Source organism: Parathalassolituus penaei, assembly GCF_026626885.1.
Classification (GTDB): Bacteria; Pseudomonadota; Gammaproteobacteria; order Pseudomonadales; family Oceanobacteraceae; genus Oceanobacter; species Oceanobacter penaei.
Genome location: NZ_JAPNOA010000019.1, coordinates 1 through 21,615 on the forward strand (window position 1 = coordinate 1; position 21,615 = coordinate 21,615).

The 21,615-nt window shown below is 55.3% G+C and carries 23 protein-coding genes; 12 read left to right on the top strand and 11 right to left on the bottom strand.

Annotated elements, in window-relative coordinates; translation table 11 throughout:
* Positions 1–650 precede the first annotated feature (650 nt).
* Together OUO13_RS05795 and OUO13_RS05800 are read left to right on the top strand one after the other, a co-directional pair.
* On the top strand, positions 651–1,046 hold the full coding sequence (locus tag OUO13_RS05795; protein ID WP_283172913.1) for a hypothetical protein: 396 nt from the start codon (positions 651–653) through the stop codon (positions 1,044–1,046).
* A 2-nt stretch (positions 1,047–1,048) separates the two neighbouring features.
* Positions 1,049–1,438, top strand: coding sequence for a hypothetical protein (locus OUO13_RS05800; protein ID WP_283172914.1), 390 nt, complete (start codon positions 1,049–1,051; stop codon positions 1,436–1,438).
* A gap of 175 nt (positions 1,439–1,613) precedes the next feature.
* On the opposite strand, the gene OUO13_RS05805 is transcribed toward OUO13_RS05800, so the two are convergent.
* Entirely contained in the window at positions 1,614–3,488 is a 1,875-nt protein-coding gene (locus OUO13_RS05805; RefSeq protein WP_283172915.1) for a sigma-54-dependent Fis family transcriptional regulator, read from the bottom strand.
* A 217-nt stretch (positions 3,489–3,705) separates the two neighbouring features.
* Between OUO13_RS05805 and OUO13_RS05810 the strand changes: the two genes are divergently transcribed.
* Positions 3,706–4,707: a PDR/VanB family oxidoreductase gene (locus tag OUO13_RS05810; RefSeq protein ID WP_283172916.1), complete on the top strand. Its 1,002-nt coding sequence runs from the start codon at positions 3,706–3,708 to the stop codon at positions 4,705–4,707.
* Between the two features lie 78 nt (positions 4,708–4,785).
* Positions 4,786–5,898: an aromatic ring-hydroxylating oxygenase subunit alpha gene (locus OUO13_RS05815; protein ID WP_283172917.1), complete on the top strand. Its 1,113-nt coding sequence runs from the start codon at positions 4,786–4,788 to the stop codon at positions 5,896–5,898.
* 91 nt (positions 5,899–5,989) lie between these two features.
* Here OUO13_RS05815 and OUO13_RS05820 read toward each other — a convergent pair whose 3' ends face one another.
* The 4 genes from OUO13_RS05820 to OUO13_RS05835 form a co-directional block, all read right to left on the bottom strand.
* Positions 5,990–6,304, bottom strand: a complete 315-nt coding sequence (locus OUO13_RS05820; RefSeq protein ID WP_283172918.1) for a 2Fe-2S iron-sulfur cluster-binding protein — start codon at positions 6,302–6,304, stop codon at positions 5,990–5,992.
* 170 nt (positions 6,305–6,474) lie between these two features.
* Positions 6,475–6,891: a tautomerase family protein gene (locus tag OUO13_RS05825; protein WP_283172919.1), complete on the bottom strand. Its 417-nt coding sequence runs from the start codon at positions 6,889–6,891 to the stop codon at positions 6,475–6,477.
* Positions 6,892–6,932: 41 nt separating this feature from the next.
* The gene (locus OUO13_RS05830; protein WP_283172920.1) at positions 6,933–7,688 is read right to left on the bottom strand and encodes an SDR family NAD(P)-dependent oxidoreductase; all 756 of its coding nucleotides are present in this window, start codon (positions 7,686–7,688) and stop codon (positions 6,933–6,935) included.
* A gap of 178 nt (positions 7,689–7,866) precedes the next feature.
* Complete coding sequence (locus OUO13_RS05835) at positions 7,867–8,331, bottom strand: EVE domain-containing protein (RefSeq protein ID WP_283172921.1); 465 nt, start codon at positions 8,329–8,331, stop codon at positions 7,867–7,869.
* Positions 8,332–8,536: 205 nt separating this feature from the next.
* On the opposite strand from OUO13_RS05835, the gene OUO13_RS05840 reads away from it, so the two are divergent.
* Positions 8,537–9,484, top strand: a complete 948-nt coding sequence (locus OUO13_RS05840; protein ID WP_283172922.1) for an alpha/beta hydrolase — start codon at positions 8,537–8,539, stop codon at positions 9,482–9,484.
* 106 nt (positions 9,485–9,590) lie between these two features.
* Positions 9,591–10,109: a TrmH family RNA methyltransferase gene (locus tag OUO13_RS05845; RefSeq protein ID WP_283172923.1), complete on the top strand. Its 519-nt coding sequence runs from the start codon at positions 9,591–9,593 to the stop codon at positions 10,107–10,109.
* Between the two features lie 260 nt (positions 10,110–10,369).
* On the opposite strand, the gene OUO13_RS05850 is transcribed toward OUO13_RS05845, so the two are convergent.
* Positions 10,370–11,074: a class I SAM-dependent methyltransferase gene (locus tag OUO13_RS05850; protein ID WP_283172924.1), complete on the bottom strand. Its 705-nt coding sequence runs from the start codon at positions 11,072–11,074 to the stop codon at positions 10,370–10,372.
* Positions 11,075–11,327: 253 nt separating this feature from the next.
* On the opposite strand from OUO13_RS05850, the gene OUO13_RS05855 reads away from it, so the two are divergent.
* From OUO13_RS05855 to OUO13_RS05870, 4 genes are all read left to right on the top strand, one after another.
* Positions 11,328–12,350, top strand: coding sequence for a DUF5655 domain-containing protein (locus tag OUO13_RS05855; protein ID WP_283172925.1), 1,023 nt, complete (start codon positions 11,328–11,330; stop codon positions 12,348–12,350).
* A 133-nt stretch (positions 12,351–12,483) separates the two neighbouring features.
* The gene (locus OUO13_RS05860) at positions 12,484–12,903 is read left to right on the top strand and encodes a hypothetical protein (RefSeq protein ID WP_283172926.1); all 420 of its coding nucleotides are present in this window, start codon (positions 12,484–12,486) and stop codon (positions 12,901–12,903) included.
* Entirely contained in the window at positions 12,900–14,186 is a 1,287-nt protein-coding gene (locus OUO13_RS05865) for a MinD/ParA family ATP-binding protein (protein ID WP_283172927.1), read from the top strand. Before OUO13_RS05860 ends, OUO13_RS05865 begins: the two co-directional genes overlap by 4 nt.
* Entirely contained in the window at positions 14,187–15,590 is a 1,404-nt protein-coding gene (locus OUO13_RS05870; protein ID WP_283172928.1) for a hypothetical protein, read from the top strand.
* Between the two features lie 113 nt (positions 15,591–15,703).
* Here OUO13_RS05870 and OUO13_RS05875 read toward each other — a convergent pair whose 3' ends face one another.
* Entirely contained in the window at positions 15,704–16,252 is a 549-nt protein-coding gene (locus OUO13_RS05875) for a YbhB/YbcL family Raf kinase inhibitor-like protein (RefSeq protein ID WP_283172929.1), read from the bottom strand.
* Positions 16,253–16,346: 94 nt separating this feature from the next.
* On the bottom strand, positions 16,347–17,153 hold the full coding sequence (locus OUO13_RS05880; protein ID WP_283172930.1) for a helix-turn-helix transcriptional regulator: 807 nt from the start codon (positions 17,151–17,153) through the stop codon (positions 16,347–16,349).
* A 414-nt stretch (positions 17,154–17,567) separates the two neighbouring features.
* Between OUO13_RS05880 and OUO13_RS05885 the strand changes: the two genes are divergently transcribed.
* Positions 17,568–17,981: a helix-turn-helix domain-containing protein gene (locus OUO13_RS05885; protein WP_283172931.1), complete on the top strand. Its 414-nt coding sequence runs from the start codon at positions 17,568–17,570 to the stop codon at positions 17,979–17,981.
* Complete coding sequence (locus OUO13_RS05890) at positions 17,978–19,222, top strand: type II toxin-antitoxin system HipA family toxin (protein WP_283172932.1); 1,245 nt, start codon at positions 17,978–17,980, stop codon at positions 19,220–19,222. The genes OUO13_RS05885 and OUO13_RS05890 overlap by 4 nt, the downstream gene beginning before the upstream one ends.
* A gap of 104 nt (positions 19,223–19,326) precedes the next feature.
* Here OUO13_RS05890 and dmpG read toward each other — a convergent pair whose 3' ends face one another.
* From dmpG to OUO13_RS05905, 3 genes are read right to left on the bottom strand one after another with little or no spacing between them, the layout of a single operon-like run.
* Positions 19,327–20,385 (bottom strand): 4-hydroxy-2-oxovalerate aldolase, encoded by a 1,059-nt coding sequence (gene dmpG / locus OUO13_RS05895; protein WP_283172933.1) that lies wholly within the window; start codon positions 20,383–20,385, stop codon positions 19,327–19,329.
* 2 nt (positions 20,386–20,387) lie between these two features.
* Positions 20,388–21,311 carry an acetaldehyde dehydrogenase (acetylating) gene (locus OUO13_RS05900; RefSeq protein WP_428982321.1) on the bottom strand — a complete coding sequence of 308 codons (924 nt, stop codon included), beginning with the start codon at positions 21,309–21,311 and terminating at the stop codon, positions 20,388–20,390.
* Between the two features lie 28 nt (positions 21,312–21,339).
* Positions 21,340–21,597 carry a tautomerase family protein gene (locus OUO13_RS05905; RefSeq protein WP_283172934.1) on the bottom strand — a complete coding sequence of 86 codons (258 nt, stop codon included), beginning with the start codon at positions 21,595–21,597 and terminating at the stop codon, positions 21,340–21,342.
* Positions 21,598–21,615 lie beyond the last annotated feature (18 nt).

Sequence of the window (21,615 nt, forward strand, 5' to 3'; positions counted from 1 at the left end):
GAATCCGTAATCTGAGCTGGCAGGAAACGGTGACGCTGAATCCGGTGAGGAAGGAAGAAATACAAGCCGCGACGATGGCGGCCTGATTAATGGTTTATCGGACAACTATGTTGAAAAATACCGGGCTGGAGATAATGAGTTTAGATTTTTTGATACCCAATATTCAAACCAATTAATAAAATACAAGAAAATCACCCCCAATAAAAGAATTTCAGGAATTTAATTAATCCATATTAAAAATAAAACCCAACCAACAATTTATTACACTAACAGGCTCTGCTACGGATTTTGCTTCTCTGGCAAGGGCAATCAAAAAATCCAGAGCTGGAAACGTTAAAGAATTCGAAGTGCAAGATGGTTTGATAAAGTTGATCTGTAACAATAACAGCACCGAGGTTAATTATTCGGATGGGGTTATGCTTCTGGTTTACTCCGAATCGACTAAAAACCGGCTGCATAGTTTAATTTCCATGCCTGCAGATACACCCTGCGGTTCTGCCTTCACTATCAGCTTTGAAAATCAGGCCAATATCTTTATGACTCTGGAGCTAATCGTCGAGTAATATCGAAATTAACAGAAACCAATTGAGTGCATCAACCTCCGTTGCTACGTGGTTCCGGCTATTTAATTTTACTCGACTGTTGAATTTATGGTAACAATTGAAGAAATCTGCACACGATGGTGTGGAGCCGTTGAGAGCAAAAAACTGATGGCATTGCTTCCGTTACTGGAGCACGGATACCCTGCAGCATTGGAGCAATCAAAAGACACACCATTAGAGCAGGTTAACTTTAGCGCACTCATTGAATATGCCCTTGGCTGGCCCACTGGGGGCGGCTGGTCATTACGAGCCGTTGAATGGCTGGAATGTGGATTCCCCATGACCCCGGCAATCTCTGAACTGCTTATTTCAAACAGCAGGAACAGCAAAAAATGCTCCCAAAATGAAAGGCACCGGTCCCAACGACTGGTGTCAGAATTTATTAAATCCAGACAGCGTGAGACTTCAGGTATCACTGATGGAACCATATACCAAAAGGATTAAAAATGTACGAAGCCTTGATCATATTCGAGCAGGAAACAAATCCGTCAATCGACATTTACGCTCAAAAAATCGTCAGCTTTTATGAAGCCTCAGCAGGTCCCAAACCCGAAGTAACTGCCGCAGGTGAACGCCTGACCGTAGAATTCGACGACATAACTTTCAACATAAATAAAAACTGCAGTGCGTACGTTATCAAGGAGTCTGAAGGACTTGCCAAAAAGGCAAAACCGGAAGAGCAGGCGGCGCTATCAAAATCAGAATGTCGGTTTGAACTGAAGAGCCCCCCCGATGCAGACATGCTTTATTTTAACGACTATTTATTCCTGATTGAGACAGCTGGAAAGTTGGGCAAGGTATGGGCATTTGATCCATTTACCATGGAATTTTTATAAGCGTATAGATCAATCGCTATAGCAAAAACCTCATTACTTCAATGAAGCGCTCCAACGTTTCAAAACTCTTGGGGCATTGGCAGGGGGCAACCTGGCTCCCTGCCCATGCAGTCAGTTTTGTTGGGTGAATCAGCTCATACCAGACGCCTGAGACACATCCCCCCATCCATTCTGCTCACCTGCCCTGATGCTTTTTGAGCCGGTATTCAAATTGCGAGCGGCCCATTTGTAACAGGCGTGCGGCGGCGGAGATATTGCCGTCGGCTTGTGCCAGTGCGTGATCCAGCGCCAGCCCTTCCATCTGTTCCAATGAGCCAACACTGGCCAGCAGACCTTGCATCAGGGTGCGCGGTGACAGGGTGTGAGGATCGGTGTTGGTGGCGGCTGTTGTGTGTGGCTCGGAAGCGGCTGGAGACGAGTCAGCTGCGGTTGCCTTTGCGGTTCCCGACGCGGCGGCTGGCCAGCGGTTGCTGGCAGTGTTGGCAGGTACTTGTGCCAGTTCTCCACCCGGTGCCGGGTGAAACAGTTTGCCGCGGATTTCCTCGCCACCACTGAACAGGTGTTGGACGTCGAGGCTGGCGCCGTCGTCGACCAGAATCACGGCGCGTTCCACCAGATTCTCCAGCTCACGCACGTTGCCGGGCCAGTGATAGGCCCACAGGGCTTCGGATGCGCGGCGGGTGATGCCCCGCACCTGTTTGCCAAAACGCAGGCTGAAGCGTTTTACAAACACACTCACCATCAGCGGAATGTCTTCCCGGCGTTCGCGCAGGGGCGGTATTTCAATCGGGAAAACGTTGAGGCGGAAAAACAGGTCTTCGCGGAAACGCCCGGCCCGAACTTCCTCGCGCAGATCACAATTGGCGGCGGCGACTATCCGCACGTCTACCGGACGTACTTTGACATCCCCGACCCGCTCGACTTCACCTTCCTGCAGCACCCGCAGCAATTTGCCCTGGGCGTGTAATGGCAGGCTGCTGATTTCATCCAGAAACAGGGTGCCACCATTGGCGCGTTCAAAACGCCCCGGGCGGGCGGCGGTGGCACCGGTAAACGCACCACGCTCAACCCCAAACAGTTCAGCTTCCACCAGCTCGGCGGGAATAGCAGCGCAGTTCACCGAGATCATGGGTTTTCCGGCACGCGGGCCGATGGCATGCAAGGTTTTCGAGAATCGCTCTTTGCCAACACCACTTTCGCCTTTTAGCAGCACGGTGGCATCGGTGGGCGCGACCCGCTTTAACAAATGCACAGCGGCGTTAAAACTGGCGGATGCACCAACCATATCGGGCAGATCATGGCTGGCCAGCGCTTCTGCACCGCTGGCGGTTCTCTTCCCGGCATCAGGAGCGGCATCAGGAGCGCCATCAGGAACGGCAGTCGGAGACCGACGGCGGGCGCCCGGTGCTGCCACAAAGTCTTCAATCTGCAGGAAGTGCAGATGTTCACTGGCGTCGTCACACTCTTCCAGCGGCTGGCCAATCACCCGGCAACGGGCGTGGCCCATGGCCACACACTCGACCTCTCGCCACAGAATCGGCCGCCCCATCACCGCGGTGGTGGCACCACAGGCGTAACCCGTCATCATCCAGCAAGCCGGGCTGCCACTGATGCCGAACTGCTTGAGGTGGATATCGGCCTCCCACGACGACTGCCAGTAATAGTCGCCCCAGAACTCGCCGGTATCCGGGTTCACTTGCATCAGGTCGACCGCCTGATTGCGCACAAAGCCTTCCATTTCGCGCAGCCGTGGCAGCAGCGCCAGGTTGCGATGCACATCGTGGCCTTCACAGCTGCCAATGCTGCGGGCGTCTTCCATTCCTTGCTGATAACCGATGCGGGTGAACATCTCGCGGGTTTTATCCATGCCCAGCCGCTCGATCAGTTCGCGCCGCAGTGCCGCCATCGAAAAGCCATGCATCATCAGCATGCGGTGATCGAACAGCTGTACGAGACCGCTGTCGGGTGCAAACAGGAATTTTTCGGACAACACACGATCGTCAATCGCGTCGTAGATACGGTGCAGTGATGCACTGTTTGCCTGAGTCATAACAAACCACGCCTCCGGGAGTTTTTATTATTTGGAGAAATTTCGTGATTTCGCGAACCGCGATTTCCGCTGTTCACAAAAGCCTTCAACTTACATGCGTTAGTCAAAAATCATATTTTCATAATAGTTTCATGCACTTAGCGAAAATCCAGCAGTTGGCACAGGCGCTGCAAGTACCCGGTACGTCGAACAAGAATAACAATACCGAGGTGATCTCATGCCCAGCTCCGCCCTGATCCAGGTGCAGGTTCAGCACAAAACCCGTCTGGCCGACGATATTGTTGGCCTGCAACTCCAGGCAACCGATGGCAGTGCCCTACCAGCATTCAGCGCCGGTGCCCATATCGATCTGCACTTGCCCAACGGCCAGATTCGCCAGTATTCGCTGGCGAACGATCCGCAGGTCAGCGCGTTCTACGAGCTGGGCATTCTGCTCGACCCGACTTCGCGCGGCGGCTCCTGTTGTGTGCATCAGGACATCCAGGCCGGTGATCAACTGCACATCAGTCAGCCGCGTAATCTGTTTGCGCTGGTGCCAGCACCACGCTACCGATTGTTTGCCGGTGGTATCGGGATTACTCCGATTCTGTCCATGGCCCATCAGCTGTATGCACAGGGTGCCGAGTTTGAACTCCATTACTGCGCCCGTTCGCGTTCGCGTGCGGCTTATGTCGAGCGGCTGCAGGCAGCGGCTTTTGCCGAGCGGGTACATCTGTATTTCGATGACGAGCCAGCCTCTGCCCGAATGGATGCCGCCGCCTTGCTGGCCACCCCGGATCAGAGCCATGTGTATATCTGTGGCCCAAGCGGCTTTATCCGCCATTTGACGTCAACGGCGGCGCAACAAGGCTGGTCATCAGAGCAGGTTCATTACGAGCAGTTTGCCGCGCCCACACGGTCTTCTGACAACAGCGCTTCTGACAACAGTGCTTCTGATAACAGCAGCAGCGACCGTGCGTTTGAAATCCAGCTGGTCAGCAGCGGTCAGGTGATCAGCGTTGCCGCTAACGAAAGTGCTGCCGATGCCCTGACCCGCGCCGGTGTAGCGGTTGCCTTGTCGTGCGAACAGGGCATTTGTGGTTCCTGCCTGCTGCCGATTGTGGATGGCGAGCCGGATCACCGCGATTACTTCCAGACCCAGACAGAACGGGCTGCCAACTCGCACTTCACCCCTTGTTGCTCACGGGCCAAAAGCCGCCGTCTGGTGATCAATCGCTAACTAGGCGGCTGATGCCTGGCATCGGCGGCCACAACCGGCTGGCTAACAGCCACTTCACGACCCATGAGAGATATAAAAATGACAACAACTCAGCCTGCTTCAAACCTCAACTCATCAAACCTCGACTCACCGTACCTGTATAACTGCTGGTACGTGGCGGCCCTCGCCACCGAGGTGGATAACGAAGCCCTGTTCAGCCGCACCCTGCTGGAAACCTCGGTGCTGATCTATCGCCGTGCCGATGGCACCCCAGTGGCGATGCAGGACCGCTGCCCGCACCGCTTTGTGCCGCTGTCGATGGGCAAACGCGACGGTGACGATGTGGTGTGCCCTTACCACGGCCTGAAATTCGATTGTTCCGGCAAATGTAATCACAACCCGCATGGCAACCAGCTGATTCCCAAAGCAGCGCAGGTGCGTTCATTCCCACTGGTCGAGCGTTACGGTTTTCTGTGGATCTGGCTCGGTGATCGTGAGCAGGCCAACCCTGATCTGATCCCGAATTACGGCCCGCTGGTAGACGGCCACCCCAACGCTGTGGGTTACACCTATATGCCCCGCGACTGCCATTACGAGGTGATCATCGATAACGTGATGGACCTCAGCCACGTTGACCATCTGCACGGTGAAATCATCAGCACCCGTGGGCAGCTGACCCCGAAACCGCCGGTTGTAGAAGAAGACGCCAGTTCCGTCACCGCGCACTGGCGCTGGGAACAGACCCCGGCCATGCTGATTTTTAACCAGTTCCTGCCGGCACCGCAGGACAGCGCCCGTCACTTTATCGACATCACCTGGCGCGCTCCGGCCAGTGTGCAGTTAAGTGTTGGTGCCACCCAGAACCCGGAATACACCGACCTCAACCTGCGTAATTGCACCGGCCAGTACGACCTCCACACCTGTACACCGGAAAATCAGAACCGTACTCACTACTTCTTTGCGACCCGTCGTAATCACCTGGAAGACGATGCGGAGTTCAACGCCATGAAGATCAAGGCCATGCACGATGCCTTTGTGGATGAAGACGGCCCGATCATGGACGCAGCCCACCGCGAAATGGGCACCAGCGATCTGTTCAGCCTGAACCCGGTGTTGCTGCCAAGTGATGTGGCACCGGTAAAAGTGCGTCGCAAGCTGGCGGAAATGCGCCGTAACGAACAGCCGTCCGGTTCTGCTGTGAATAATCGCTAAGACAAAAACCTGCGGGCGCTCAGCGCCCGCAGACCTCTTAATCCATCAGGGCCGTTCAAGCCGCAGACCAGCACCCAGCACCCAAGAACCGTCACGCCACGCGATTGAACTTGCGCGCCAGTTTGCCCAGCACTTCGATACGAATATCACTGCGCGGATACACCCGACAGGCCAGCACAATATCGTTGGCACGATCCTGTTCGTTGCAATGGGAGGCCGACATCAGCCCGGCGTGGTATTCGCCTTCGTGGATACGGATCTTGCAGACACCACAACCGCCGCCACGGCAGCCACAGGGAACGCCACGGGCATTGGATTTGAGCATGCCCGACAGAATGGAATCGGTTTCGGAACAGCTGAAGACTTCATCACAGCCTTCAATATGGATGAGATGTTTAGGATTCATGGCAGACCTGTTTTCTTGTTGTTATGACAGATGGATAACTGACATGGGCACATGCCTGGCAAGACAAGGCGAGGCCCTTTATCAGCAGAGTAACCAGCGTCGAAAACAGGCTCTAATACTATCGGGAAGGCGGGCTGATACCTTTGCGGTATCAGCCCGAAACAGCGGAATCAGTTCTGGCCAGCGCGCGCGGCCTGTTCCGATTTGCGGGCAATATCGGCAGTCACACCGGCAATCCCCCAGTCGGCAGGATTGATACGGGAGCAGACACCACGAATGCTGCCCGGGGCATAACCCAGCACATCCACCAGCAGATCGGTGAAACCACGGTGCAGGGCCTGTACATGGGAAGCCGGGCGATCCCCCAGCACAAAGAACTGGTAGAACGGGCCATCGGGGCCACCATCGGCCATCCACACACCACCTGCGGCAGCGTCTTCAAGATCGTAACGGCGCACATAGGCGCGAATACGTTCGACCGGTGCTTCCAGCACCTCGGCAAACAGGACACAAGCACGGGTGGTCAACTCACGACGGCCAGCACGCACGGCTTCGGTATCGGGTAATTCAAACATCACTACGGGCATGACAACTCTCCTGTAAATCCACAATACGGGCGGGTCGAGAATCAGGGCAAACCGCGACGACGACCGCTGTCGAGCATCAGGGTTGAACCGGTCATGGCATCGGCTTCTTCATCCAGCAACGAGGCAATGGCCCATGCCACCTGTTCCGGTGTGGTGAAGGCATTAATCGACGAATCGGCTTTCATTTCGTCCATCACCTCAGCCAGCGAAATTCCCCGCAGCTGGGCGCGGGCTTGTGCCACCTTGTGCAAACGCTCGGTATCGGCTGGCCCCGGTGCAACGCTGTGCGCCGTAATGCCACGCGGCCCCAATGCCAGGCTGATCTGCCGAACCACGTTAAACAGCGCGGCGTTGGCAACACCGGCCGAAGCGGCGTAAGCCGTGGGCTCCAGACCGTAATGACCACCAATGGCCACCAGCCGGGAATGCGGTTCGAGGAAGTCATCTACCGCCCGGCACAGGCGCATAAAACCACCGACCTTGATGTTCACCGCATCAACCATGGTGGCCGTGGGTGCTTCGAGAATGCCACCGGCAACCCCAACTCCCGGACCATGAACAACCATCTGTACCGGCCCACTGACGGCATTGTGGATAGCCTCAATGGAAGAGTCATCGGAAATATCGGCAATACAGACCCCGATTCCGGGATATTGATTTTCCAGTGCTGCAAGTGAGCTGGCGGTACGCGCAACCGCGACCACATGCAGCCCACGACTGATGAGTTTTTTGATGATGGCCTGGCCAAACGCACCGGTGGCGCCCACCACCACGGCGGTTTTTTTATTGTTGTTCATAGCTGCTCCTCAAATACCGGGCCGTCAGACACAACCCTGCTGCGAGCAGCTTACGAACAAGGGATAGATACCTTCCAATACCATTTGGAAGGTTATGCCATACGGAAAAGGTAAGTCTCATATCAGTAAGCGAAAATGACTCACCGAAAATCACCCAGCCAAAATCAACCGGCGCGTATCAGCGCCGCGCCCGCGCCACCAGCCGCTCATATTCTTCGGCAAGCACCGGCATGATCGACAGACGATGGCCTTTTTTCACTAACGCCAGTTCGGTGATTTCCGGCATGGCCTTGATCGACGCCAGCGACAACACCCGGCTGAATTTCTCCACCAGTTTGACATCCACCATCACCCAGCGCGGGTTATCCGGGCTGGCCTTCGGGTCAAAATACTTCGATTCGGGGTCAAACTGGGTGTGATCCGGGTAAGCCTCACGCACCACTTCGGCGATACCGGCAATGCCAACATCCTTGCAGCTGGAATGGTAAAACAGCACCAGATCCCCCACCTTTACCTCATCACGCAGGAAGTTACGGGCCTGATAATTCCGCACCCCTTCCCAGAACGCCGTTTGTTGCGGACGAACCGCCAGATGCTGGATACCAAACACATCCGGTTCCGATTTGAAGAGCCAATAGTTCATGGGCCAACCTTGATTCAGACAATATGGCCGGGTTTTAACACAGCACCGCCAGCGGGGCCACCGTCGGGCCAATGGCTTCTTGCTGTGTTATGCAGCGGCACTCGTGCGAACTGGAACAGTCTGATCGTACGATTTTCCTGAGCGCTGTTTCAGGCTAAGTTACCCCATACTCTGAATACGCCCGCGAGCATCAACGGACCCAACCATGAAACGAATTCTGACCAGCCTGCTGGTAGCAGGCCTTGGCCTGACCGCCCACAGCCAGTTGATGGCAGCCGCTCCCACCACTGCCGACCTGCCACCCATGGTCAGCCTGGCCAGTGCTGGCCTGACCCCGAAATTTGCCGATCAGGTCTATGGCGAAAAATCCGCGGCCCAGCGTTTTGATGTGTATTTGCCAAGCACAGGTGACAACCCGTATCCGATGGTGATGTTTATCCACGGCGGCGGTTTCCGGATGGGCGACAAAACCATGGTATCGCCCGCCATCGTCAAAGGCCTGCTGGATGCCGGTTATGCGGTGATCAGCACCAACTATCGCCTGTCCACAGAAGCCACCTTCCCGGCGGCTCCGCAAGACATCGGCCTCGCGATTGAATTCCTGCGCAACAACGCCGACCAGTACGACGTAAACCCCGACCAGCTGATTGTCATGGGTGAGTCGGCCGGTGCGAACCTCGCGGCCCTATCCGGCACCGCAGCCGCCAACGGCGTATTACGCGGCGCACTGCTGGATCGTGATGCCGACATCCGCCCACAAGGCATTATTGCCCTCTATCCACCGGTGGATTTCCAGCAGCTCGACAGCCTGATGCAGGAACAGGGGTGTGAAAACCCTAACCACAACGCCGCCGACAGTTTTGAATCCCTGTATCTGGGGGGTGCGATTACCAGCAAAACCGCCGAAGCCGAAGCCGCCAACCCGGTATCCCATATCGACTCCCGTACCCCACCCTTTATGATCCAGAACGGCAACAAGGACTGCCAGATCGGCAACGCCCAGGCGTCTTTGCTGGTGAATGCCCTCAAGGGCCGACTGGTCCCGGTGAGTTATACCCAGCTCGACGGTGCAGGCCACGGCGGCCCGGAATTTGAAACCAGCGCCAATATCGAGGCCATCACCGAATGGATGCGTAAAACGCTGGGGAATTGAGGGGGCTTACCCTCGGCAGCAATGCCGTTGCAACGGATTCACCGACCCACAGGGCAGGCATAGCCGTTATAATGCCCGCCCCTGTGAACAACCCGGAGACAGCGTTGTGAAGCCGTCCGGTTCTGCCGTTATTGCCCTCTGTAACCCCAAAAGCCCCACCAACGTCGGCGCAGTACTGCGGGCCTGCGCCTGTTTTGGCCACGATCAGCTGGTCTACACCGGCACCCGCTTTGAACTGGCCGACTACTACCAGACCGCCACCCGCAACGCCGGAGACAAGGTCAACCGTCGTCGCGTTAATAACATCGCAGCGATCAAGGAACCCCACCAGCAATTGGTCGCAGTGGAGTTTGCTGTGGGAGCAACCGCACTGCCGGAGTTCGAACACCCCGAACACGCCATTTATGTATTCGGCCCAGAAGACGGCTCGGTGGATCAGGCAACCCTCGATGCCTGTGACCACGTGGTGTTTATCCCCACCCTCACCAGCCTCAACCTCGGCGCCACCGTGAACGTGGTGTTGTACGACCGCATCGCCAAACAACCACCGATGGATAAAGACGATACGGATCAGCTCATCAAAACCAGCCGTGATGTGAATAATCGCCTGAAGGTCAGAAACTGACTATCAGCCAGCACGCGAAGGTAATTAGCAGGAGATAGCGGAAAATAGAGGGAAATAGAGGGAAATAACGGCAATGGCAGGCAACAGAAGCTGAGCTGGACCGAAGCGAACGTTGCGCTGGTGGATAACCAGCCAACGTTCGACAGATGCGGGCCTGCAGAAAGGTTCGGGCAGGAATCAGGTTGGACTGCGGCGGATTCAGCGCCTGACTGAGTATTGGCGGCGATGGACAAGCCACCAACACTATCCCATTGCCCCCATCAGGCTTTTGGCATGAGCTCATAAAACTTGGTATCCGTCACCAGCACCGGCTGCGGATAAGGCCGCGTCGTTTTCTGACGATCTGAATCCATCACCCGGATCTCAAAATAGCGGCTATACAGCTCAGCCAGCTCGGCATCAATCGTTCCTTGTGTATCACGCTCCTGCAGATCTTCTACCGTCAGCACATACATAGGGCACTGACCATCCGGCAGAATGCGACGCATATGACGCACGTACAGCGGACGAATCGACACTCCCAGCGCGGTCAGTGAAGCACAGTCATACACCAGATCCACACGACCCAGCAGGGCTGATGTCATTTCGAAAAAATCGCCCCGGAACAGGGTAAAACCGCCCCCTTGCCAGCAATCAAAACCGGCCATTATCTGGCGCTGATACGGAATGCTGTTGTCCTCAAAGAAGGCCTTGATCGCCACCTCACTCAGCTCAATCCCCACCACCTCAAAACCTTGCGCCCGCAACCACAGCATATCGACACTTTTGCCACACAAGGGCACCAATACCCGCTGCACCGGCTCAGCCACCGGCGGCCAATGCTTGCGTAAAAATTCATTGGTCGAGGTTTTGTGAAAAGCGATCTGATCACGACGCCACATCGACAACCAGGCCTGGTTATCGGCATCCGTACGGGTGGGAGGAGCCTGCAAACGATTTTGTTTGTTTCTGACTTTTTTACTCATGGTATCGATCTACCCCGGTGAACACAGGCAAATCAAAACCGATGCGGAATGTAGCGGCCAGGCGTGTGATGGGCCCACCTTAACAGGTTTACGGAGACAACATCCGCTTGAATAACAAATAAACAGCAATGACATCAACCACACGCCCCCAACCGAGCTGAAGATCAGAAACATCCGGCAGGCACAACCCTTGATCCACGGCTCCGCAAACGTCATCCTTGCCAGCCAGTCAGCATCGGAATCAAGGGAAGCGATGAGCGATATCAAACTGTTCGCGCTCGATCAGGGCAACGCCAGCGAATTATCCGGCCACAGCGCCAGCCTCGAAAAACACCTGCAACAGGATATCGAGCGCAACATGCTCACCCTGCTGGGCGTGAATTTTCTGGCCAGCGAATACAGCACTGGCAAAACTCATCGCGGTCGCATTGATTCGCTGGGGCTTGATGAAAACAACTGCCCGGTCATCATCGAATACAAACGCCACAGTAATGAAAACGTGATCAATCAGGGTCTGTTTTACCTCGACTGGTTGCTCGACCATCAGGCCGAATTCCGCTGGCTGGTAATGGAAACACTCGGCAAGGAAACCGCCGATGCCATTGAATGGAACGGCACCCGCCTGATCTGCATCGCTGCTGACTTCAACCGCTACGACGAACACGCTGTCCAGCAGATCAACCGCAATATCGAACTGATGCGCTACCGCTACTTCGGCGCAAACCTGCTGTTGCTGGAACTGGTCAACGCCCAGACCGCCCAGCTCAGCCAAACCAGCAAAGTAGTCGCCGCTGCCAGCTCCACTCTTTCCAGCCCGGCACTGACCAGCACCACCGTCGAAACCATCAGCACTTCCAGCGACACCAGCCCACAGGACACAACCGTCGCCGATGCCAAACCCGCCACGCGCGGTGACAAAAGCCAGCAGGAACGTCTGGCCGAAGCATCACCGCAGTTGCTGGAGTTCTACACCAGCCTCTGTGACTACATCGAATCCCTGGGTGACGAAGTCCAGCGCAAGGAGCTAAAGCTCTACACCGCCTTCAAACGCATCCGGAATTTTGCCTGCGTATTGGTGGTTAATGGCCGCGATCCACGATTACAGCTGTATCTGAACCTGCCGGGCTCGGAGGCAAACGGCAAGGATGAAAAGTGGATGCGGGATGTCAGTGAAATCGGCCGTTGGGGCACTGGCGATCTGGAGGTCAACGTCCGCACGGCCGAAGAGCTGGAAGAAGCCAGGTTGTTGATAGAAAAGGCTTACCGGGAGAGCTGATAGTTAATCGACTGTGGCTACATTCGATGCTGGTTTTTATTACCTGATCACCAGTCTCCGATTGTTTTATCGTGAGCGTCAAAGCCTTCTTTTGTATCATCATTCACTTATCTGAAATCTGAATGGACGGGTTATGCAAAACAAGAAAACGGATTTTCTCAACGCTCACCAACGCCACTGGCGGGACGCAGAACTATTATTCCAGCAACAACGCTGGGCCAACGCTGATCATCTGTATGGTTTTTCGGCAGAGTGCGGGCTTAAAGCTTTGATGATCGAGTTTGGAATGCCTCATACCGATAGTTATCCTGAACGAGAAAAAGATAGAAAGCATATTGATAAGGTTTGGTGTCGTTATAGCACGTATCAAGAAGGGCATGACAAAGGACCTGGTTTTGCTCTGCCTGCGACCGAACCATTCAGTAATTGGAACGCATCAGACCGCTATGCCCACGATAACCAGTTCAGCGAGCTCGATACAACGAATCATCGAATAGCTGCGGATTTGATCTGGCAACTGATCAAGAAAGCCCAACGAGATGGATTATTATGACCACCTTTGACCAGATCACTGGCATTGTCTCCGAGGTATTTACCCAACATCAGCCAGTATTGGCAGAGTTGGGGACGGTACTGGTCAACCGGGATCTCAACGGCCGGGTGCGCCTGATTCTGTCGGAAACCATTGAAAACAACCCTGATCAGCTTGAGCGCCTGCAACCTTTGCTGGAAACGCTAAGTGAGCAACTGGCTCCGCACGCCTGGCCCGCCAATCGGCTGGTGTTGTTTGAAGACAATCTGGATGCTATCAAACAAGGTGCTCCGTGGTTCGCTCTTGAGGGGTTCGATAACGTATTCATTGTTGACCGCCTCGCAACAGAAACCGACTGGCAAACCATCGAAGCGGAGTCCGCCACACCTCGCGTTGTGTTCTTCTCCATCAAAGGTGGCGTTGGTCGTTCTTCCGCGTTGGCTGCCTCCGCCTGGTCACTGGCGCAGGCCGGTAAAAAGGTGCTGGTGCTCGACCTTGATCTGGAATCCCCAGGCCTCTCTACTGCCATTCTGCCTGACTACAAACAGCCTGCTTACGGTATTACGGACTGGCTGGTCGAGGATCTGGTAGATAATGGCGACAGTATTCTGCAATACATGGTTGCCAGCAGCGACCTGTCTCGTGATGGCGAGATTCTGGTTGTCCCGGCACATGGCGCCGATCCCGGTGAATATATTTCCAAACTGGGTCGGGTCTGGATGCCCAAGGTGCAGGCCGATGGCAGCCGGGAACGCTGGTCGCAACGCCTGCAACGACTGGTCAATCAACTGGAAGACAAATATCAGCCCGATATTGTCCTGATCGACTCACGTGCCGGTATCGACGAGGTCGCTTCAAGCTGTATTACCGATCTGGGCGCAACGCTGATTCTGTTATTTGCAATTGATGGCAGCCAGACCTGGAGCGGCTACAAAATCCTGTTTGAGCACTGGCAACGCAGCCATGCCATTATTGATATCAGGGAACGCCTGCAAATTGTCTCCGGATTAACCCCGGACACAGAGACCATCAGCTACCTCGAACGACTGCGGGCTAACGCCTGGAATCTGTTTGCCGACACCCAATACGATGAGATTAAACCCGGTGAATTAATGGCTGACGGCTGGAACTTTGAGGAATCCGATGACACGGCACCGCATTCGCCCTGGGCCATACAATGGAACCGCAGCTTTACCGGGTTACAATCCTTGTACGGGCGCCTGGCCAAAATCGACTCCAATCAGGTTGCCATGATATTTGGACCACTGATCGAGGGTATCAGCGCTGTTCTGGAGAAAGACTGAATGACCGAAGCCCAACACCTGCGGCACGCCATACTCTCGGCTGCGTTGGAAACCAGTAATCATGGTGAAACACCGACGACAGGCACCCTGTATATTCCGCTGTCTCATCTGAAAGCCTTGCGGCTGGATGCCAGCGTCGTGGTGGGTGGTCGCGGCGTCGGCAAATCCTTCTGGACAGCAGCCCTGCGTGCCCCTGAGCTACGCGCCACCATTGGTGCGGCTTTGCCAGAGCTGGATATCGAGCTGTTTACCGGCCATTCCGAAAAGCAGGATGACCCCGCCTACCCCACTGAAGATGAATTTGCTCAACTGCTGGCTCGCGGTTATCAGACCCTGGATATCTGGAAGGCCGTGATCCATCGCTGGATTGCTGCCAAAAACCAGACCACAGTGCCCACCCAAAGCTGGCCTGAAACGCTGGAATGGCAGAAAAACAGCCCCCATGAATCCGCAGCACTGATGCGGCAGCCACGTAGCTGGAAAGGTCTGATTCTGTTTGATGCACTGGATCGCACCAGCCGTGACTGGCAACAAATGGACGAAATTGTCCGTGGTCTGTTGCAAGCCATTTTGTGGCTGAAATCCTTTAACGGATTATATGGCAAGGTATTCCTGCGTGAGGATCAGGCAGAACGCACGGTATTCAACTTCCCGGATGCATCCAAACTCAAGGCATCCCGAGCAGATCTGAACTGGGCACGCCACGATTTACACGGACTGTTATGGCAACGCCTGATTAATGCTCCGCAGCAACACGGCGAGTTATTACGTGAGCAGTTGCCAGCATCGCTGTATTCGCAACGTAACGGAATCTATCTGCTAAACGACGAAATGAAACGGGAAACCGAACAGCAGCGAGAAGCCTTTGCAAAGCTTGCAGGCCCATGGATGGGTAAGGATAAGAGAAGAGGCGTCCCCTACACCTGGTCGGTTAGCCATCTGGCCGATGGTCGAGGACAGGCGTCTCCACGTTCATTTTTGGCGGCAATCAAAGAAGCAACTGAAGAAACCTGCGATCGTTATCCCGACCACCCTCAAGCTTTACATTACGAAAGCATCAAACGCGGTATTCAAAAAGCATCGGGTATTCGAGTATCCGAGTTGGAGGAGGATTACCCATGGATTTCAACCGTAATGGAGCCATTGTGCGGATTGACTCTGCCTTGTGAATTCGACGTATTTGAAACTCATTGGCAAACTAGTTTTCCCAATGGGCCATCATCTATTCAATCTCATCGACTACCAGCCCAGCATTCTGAAAAAGGCTGGCAAGGCATCGTGGAAGACCTGAAACGTCTGGGTATCATGGAAACCAAGAAAGACGGTCGACTCGATATGCCCGACCTGTATCGGGTGGGATTCGGGCTTGGCCGTCGCGGCGGGGTGAAGCCTCAAAACAAATAGGCTTATGTTTAACATTCAAGCCTAGCCTCAAAACAAAACCCCGTTGCCTGGCTCCGGGGTTTTGTTTTTACAACAGGATGACGCTACCGGAAAAAACCAAACCAGACAGAGTCCTAACGCTGGTACAGCGCTTCAATGGTTGAAGACGCCAACGCTGAGCCGTTGACCATATAACCGGTCAAAGCCGCTGATGCATCTTTGGGCAAATCGAGAGGAGCCGGTAACGCATAAAGGGTAAAACGGTAATGGTGAACACCGTGTCCCGGTGGCGGGCAAGCGCCGCCAAAGCCATAAACGCCGTAATCGTTACGCATGGACTGGCTGCCTTTCGGCAGTTCTGCGCCTCCTGCTCCTGCTCCGGCGCTCAGGCTCGTTACCTCTGCCGGGATATTGATCAATTGCCAGTGCCACCAGCCGCTGCCGGTCGGGGCGTCAGCATCGTGTACCAGCAAGGCATAGGCTTTGGTGCCTTCAGGTGCGCCGCTCCAGCTCAACGCCGGTGAACGGTTGTCACCAGTACAGCCAAATCCCTGAAACTCCTGGGCTTTTGGCATCATCTGGCCCTGCTGGATGTCACTGCTTTGCAGTACCAGTTCGGCGCTGGCCTGAGGAGCGATTGCGCAGCTGGCCAGCAAGGCCAAACTCCATACGGACTTATTCATAATGACCTCTCGTTGTAATCCGTTGCGATAACAGGAGGTCAGCTTAATCAGGCCGCGGCCACGCCATTAGTACCAGCGCTGCCAACTTTTCGCCTTATCCGGTCATTCGGGTTTTACGTAACTCCGATGGCGTCAGACCAAAGGTCTGCCGGAAGCGGTCAGTAAAACGCGAGTGTGATTGATAACCGCAACGTTCAGCGACCATCGCCACCGGCAGCTCAGTGGTCTGCAGCAGTGTCAGGGCGACGCCCAGTCGGGCCTGATCGCGCAGCGTGGTCAGGCTGGTGTTTTCCTGGCGCAGCCTGCGTCGCAGGGTCGATTCACTCATGGCCAATGCCGCTGCCAGCTCGGCACTGCCAGGATCACTGGCTGGATTGGCCGCCAGGCGGTTGTAGATCTGGTGCGACAGCCCCGGTGGTTCGATCATCTGGCCGATCTGGTGAAAGCCCTCATGCCAGAGTGCATGCAGAATTTCCTGACGGCGCAATGGCCACAGGTGTTGTGGAGCCCAGGTCGCCCACTCCACAAACTGGGTAAGAGTTCGGCCCAGCAAAGGGCTCAGTTCGCCACGCAGGTATTTGTCACGACTGCGGCCCTTGCCAATAAAGGGCAGGAAATCTTCGTATTCAAATTCGATCAGCAAGGCCCGATAACCGTTGCCAGACGGCACGTTGCGCATTTCCAGCGCCGCATGATTGGAGAGCAGAAGAAAATCGCCCGCCTGGCCGGTGACTTCAGTTTCACCAAGCAGCTGTTTGCAGCCATCCAGCACACACACCAGCAACGGCCGTGAAATCGGTACGTTGGCGATACGTTGTTCGTATACCGACGAAAAGCAGGCAAACGGCAGTGCCTTGCCAGACCCGACAGCAAGTTCGACGGCAGTTTTGAGGTTTTCCACTGGCAGGCTCCGTTGGCAGCGACGAGGCAATATACATCAGCCATAGCAGCCTCAAAAAACAAAACCCCGGAGCGCAAGCAACGGGGTTTTGTTTTTTAACTGTGATCCGATTGGCTCAGGATTACCGAGAGCCAAGGGAGGGTTTCTTGCTCAGTCTTCGCAGCTAACAGCAGCTCCTGCATCAACAGCGACGGCTACGCAGATTGCACAGCCCGCGCAGCCAACGGCTGCCTCTGCTGGTAGATAACACCCGGGCCAGAGTCCTATCGCTCCTCCCACTCCTGAAAACCACACCAATCAGGCACGGCACTCGTCCACCTGACCGCTATTGCCACCTCACAAAATGAAACTATAATTTCATTAATTAACACTTAGTGAAATTATAGTTTCATGAGAAAAGCCAGACAATCCACCATGTTCCCAGAGGAACAGAACATTCTGCGACAGCTGGGTGAGAATATCCGGCTTGCCATGAAGCGTCGCAAGCTGACCCAGACGATGCTGGCGGAACGTACCGGTTTCTCCAAACCGACGTTGCGCAATATCGAGCGTGGCGAATCCACGGTATCGATCGGACACTATTTGCGGGTGTTGTCGGTTCTGGGGCTGGCGGCCGATATGGCAGCGGTTGGTTCAGACGATGTCCTCGGACAAAAACTGCAAGATATTGAGTTGCTCAAGTCTTCCGCTTCCGGCAGCGCTAACCGCGACAAAGCCACTCAGCCCCCTTCTCCTGATGCAAACTCTTCTGCCTCCGGTCGTATTCAAGCCTTGCTGGAGAAAGCCAGACAGACTGCACCTGTCAGCGATCAGGAAAAGCCTTCATGAGCCGTCAAATTGAAGTGTATGGAGACTGGCTGGGGGAAAAGCCGCTTTTGATCGGGACTCTGATGGCAAATCAGGCCCGAGGCAAAGAGCATTTCAGTTTTGCTTATGCCAGGGATTGGCTGGCTCGCGAAGATGCCCTGTATCTGCGCATTGATCCGGAGTTGTTGTTATTTCAAGGGGCGCAACACTCGCAGGATGACCGTAACTTCAGAACCTTTCTGGACTCCTGTCCGGATCGCTGGGGCCGGTTATTAATGCAACGTCGCGAGGCCGTTTTGGCTCGCCAGCAGAATCGAAAAGCCAGAACCCTGCTCGACAGTGATTATCTGCTGGGTGTTTACGATGAATGCCGCATGGGGGCCATGCGTTATAAAACCGAACCTGATGGGGCATTTCTCAATAACGATCACCGGCTTGCCGCTCCTCCCATGACCTCACTGCGAGAGCTTGAGCAGGCCGCCCGCAATATTGAAATGCATAACGATCCGGATGATCCGGAGTACATCAAGTGGTTGTTTATGCTGATTTCTCCGGGGTCATCTTTGGGAGGAGCACGCCCGAAGGCGTCAGTAACCGATGAACAAGGCGATCTATGGATTGCCAAATTTCCCAGTCGCTACGACGACCACGACGTGGGAGCCTGGGAGTATCTGACATATCAATTGGCCATTCAGGCGGGTATCGATATGGCCGAGTGCCGAATTGAGCGATACCACTCGGATCACCACACGTTTCTGGCCAAACGCTTTGATCGTATGGAAAAGCGACGCCTGCATTTTTCTTCCGCCATGACCCAGTTGGGTTACTACGATGGTGACACTGGCGCGAGTTATCTGGAGTTGGCTGAGTTTCTGGTTCACCACGGCAGCAATACCCGAGCCGATCTTGAACAGCTATGGCGGCGAATTGTGTTCAACATTGCGGTATCCAACAGTGACGATCATCTGCGCAATCACGGATTTCTGTTTCAGAACAGAGGTTGGCGCTTGTCACCGGCCTATGACATTAACCCGGTCCCTGCTGCTCAGGGCCTGCATCTCAATATCGACGATAAAGACAACAGCCTGAGTTACGAACTCGCTTTCGAAGTCATTCCGTTCTTCCAATTGGAAGAGGACAAGGCAGAACAGATATTTGTCGAAGTGATTCAGGCGGTATCGCAATGGCAGCAGGTGGCGACCCGGATTGGAATCAGCCGAGCCGAACAGGAACAGATGCGTTCTGCATTTAATACTGGATAAAACAAAACCCCGTTGCTTGCGCTCCGGGGTTTTATGTTTCGAACGCCTGATCAGTTCGCTGACTGACGTTGCTTCCACACAGGAGCGGGAGCAACGAAGGGCTTTTACAGCTCTTCCAGGGTCTTTTCTTTCAGCAGACCGCGTTCTTTGGCCATGGTCATGGCGGTGTCGATGATCATGTCTTCCTGACCACCAATCATCTTCTTGCGGCCGAGTTCCACCAGTACGTCACGGGCCGGTACGCCGAAGCGTTCGGCGGCGCGTTTGGCGTGCAGCAGGAAGGTGGAGTACACACCGGCGTAGCCGAGGGTCAGGGAGTCGCGGTCGATACGTACCGGTTTTTCCATTACCGGTACGATCACGTCTTCGGCGAGGTCCATGAGTTTGAACAGGTCGGTGCCGGTGTTGGCGCCCATACGTTCAACCACGGCGACGAACACTTCCAGCGGGGTGTTGCCTGCGCCTGCGCCCATACCGGCGACGGAGGCGTCGATGCGGGAGGCACCGGCTTCAACGGCGGCGATGGAGTTGGCGATGCCCATGCCCATGTTGTGGTGGCCGTGGAAACCGATTTCGGTTTTCGGGTCGAGGGCGTCACGCAGGGCTTCGATGCGTTCGGTCACGTCTTCCGGCAGCATAAAGCCGGCGGAGTCGGTCACGTACACCGTCTGGGCGCCGTAGGATTCCATCAGTTTGGCCTGTTTAACCAGACCTTTGGCGTCGTTGAGGTGCGCCATCATCAGGAAGCCGGTGGTGTCCATGCCGAGTTCACGGGCACAGGCAATGTGCTGTGGTGAGGTGTCAGCTTCGGTGCAGTGAGTCGCCACGTGCACGGAACGGGCGCCTTCTTTATAGGCACTTTTCAGTTCGCGCATGGTGCCGAGGCCTGGCAGCAGCAGTACCGATACCTTGGCGTTCTTCACCGCCGAGGCCACGGCGCTGATGTATTCCTCGTTGGAGGCCAGGGCAAAACCGTGTTGCAGGGAGTTGCCGCCCAGACCGGCACCGTGGGTGCATTGCAGGTACGGGATACCGGCATCGTCCAGACCTTTGGCGATACGGACCATCTCGGCAACACTGATCTGTTCACGCTTGGCGTGCATGCCATCACGCAGACACATGTCGTGCAGGGTGATGTTTCGACCTTTCAAACGCTTGGCCATGATCAAGCCTCCTGTGCTTTGAGGTTGTATTCGCCCGCCAGCATTTTCTCGGCGAACATTTCAGCGGTACGAGTACCGGCGGCGGTCATGATGTCGAGGTTACCGGCGTAGGTCGGCAGGTAATCCCCCAGGCCAGCCACTTCCATAAACACCGCAACACGATGGCCTTGCGGCACTTCGTCGAACACCGGGCCGTTAACCAGACGGTAGCCAGGTACGTACTTCTGGACTTCCTTGATCATCTTCAGCACTGAACGGGTGATAGCCTCTTCATCTGGCTTATCAGCGGTCAGGCAATAGATGGTGTTACGCATGATCATCGGCGGTTCGGCCGGGTTGATGATGCACAGCGCCTTGCCCTTTTTGGCGCCGCCGACTTTTTCGATGGCGTTGGAGGTGGTGTAGGTGAACTCGTCGAGGTTGGCGCGAGTACCCGGGCCTACGGATTTGGACGACAGCGAGGCAATGATCTCGGCGTATTCAACGGTCTGGATCTGCGATACCGCGTTCACAATCGGGATAGTGGCCTGACCGGCGCAGCTGATCATGTTGACGTTCTTTTCGGCGCGTTCGGCGTGTTCTTTCAGGTTCACCGGTGGCACACACAGCGGGCCAATCGCTGCCGGGGTCAGGTCGATCATCAGCACGCCCAGCTCGTTGAGCTTGCGCGAGTTTTCGGCGTGCACGTAGGCAGAAGTAGCGTCGAATGCGATCTGGATTTCATCCGCCAGCACGTGTGGCAGCAGGCCATCCACACCCAGGTGGGTGGTTTTCAGGCCCATGGCGGCGGCGCGTTTCAGGCCTTCGGATTCCGGGTCGATCCCCACCATCCATACAGGTTCCAGCACCGGGCTGCGTTTGATCTTGTAGATCAGGTCGGTGCCGATGTTGCCGGAACCGATCAGGGCACATTTGATTTTGGCCATGATGTTCTCCTTGAAGGGGTTGATGGGCTCAGTCGGCCTTATTGGCAGAAGCAGCAGAATCGGCGGCTTGTGCAGCAGCTGCCTGTGCGGCGGCGGCCTGATCAGAAGCACGACCGGCCTTGCCGCCGACAAAAAACTCGCCGTTCTTGTGTTCGGTAATCAGGATACGAACGGTCATCGGGCTGCAATCCAGCGCTTCAACGCAGGCAGCGGTGACCTTCTCGGCCAGACGCGCTTTCTCTTCGAGAGAACGCCCTTCCAGCATGTGCATTTCGATAATAGGCATGAGTACGCCCTCGTTTTT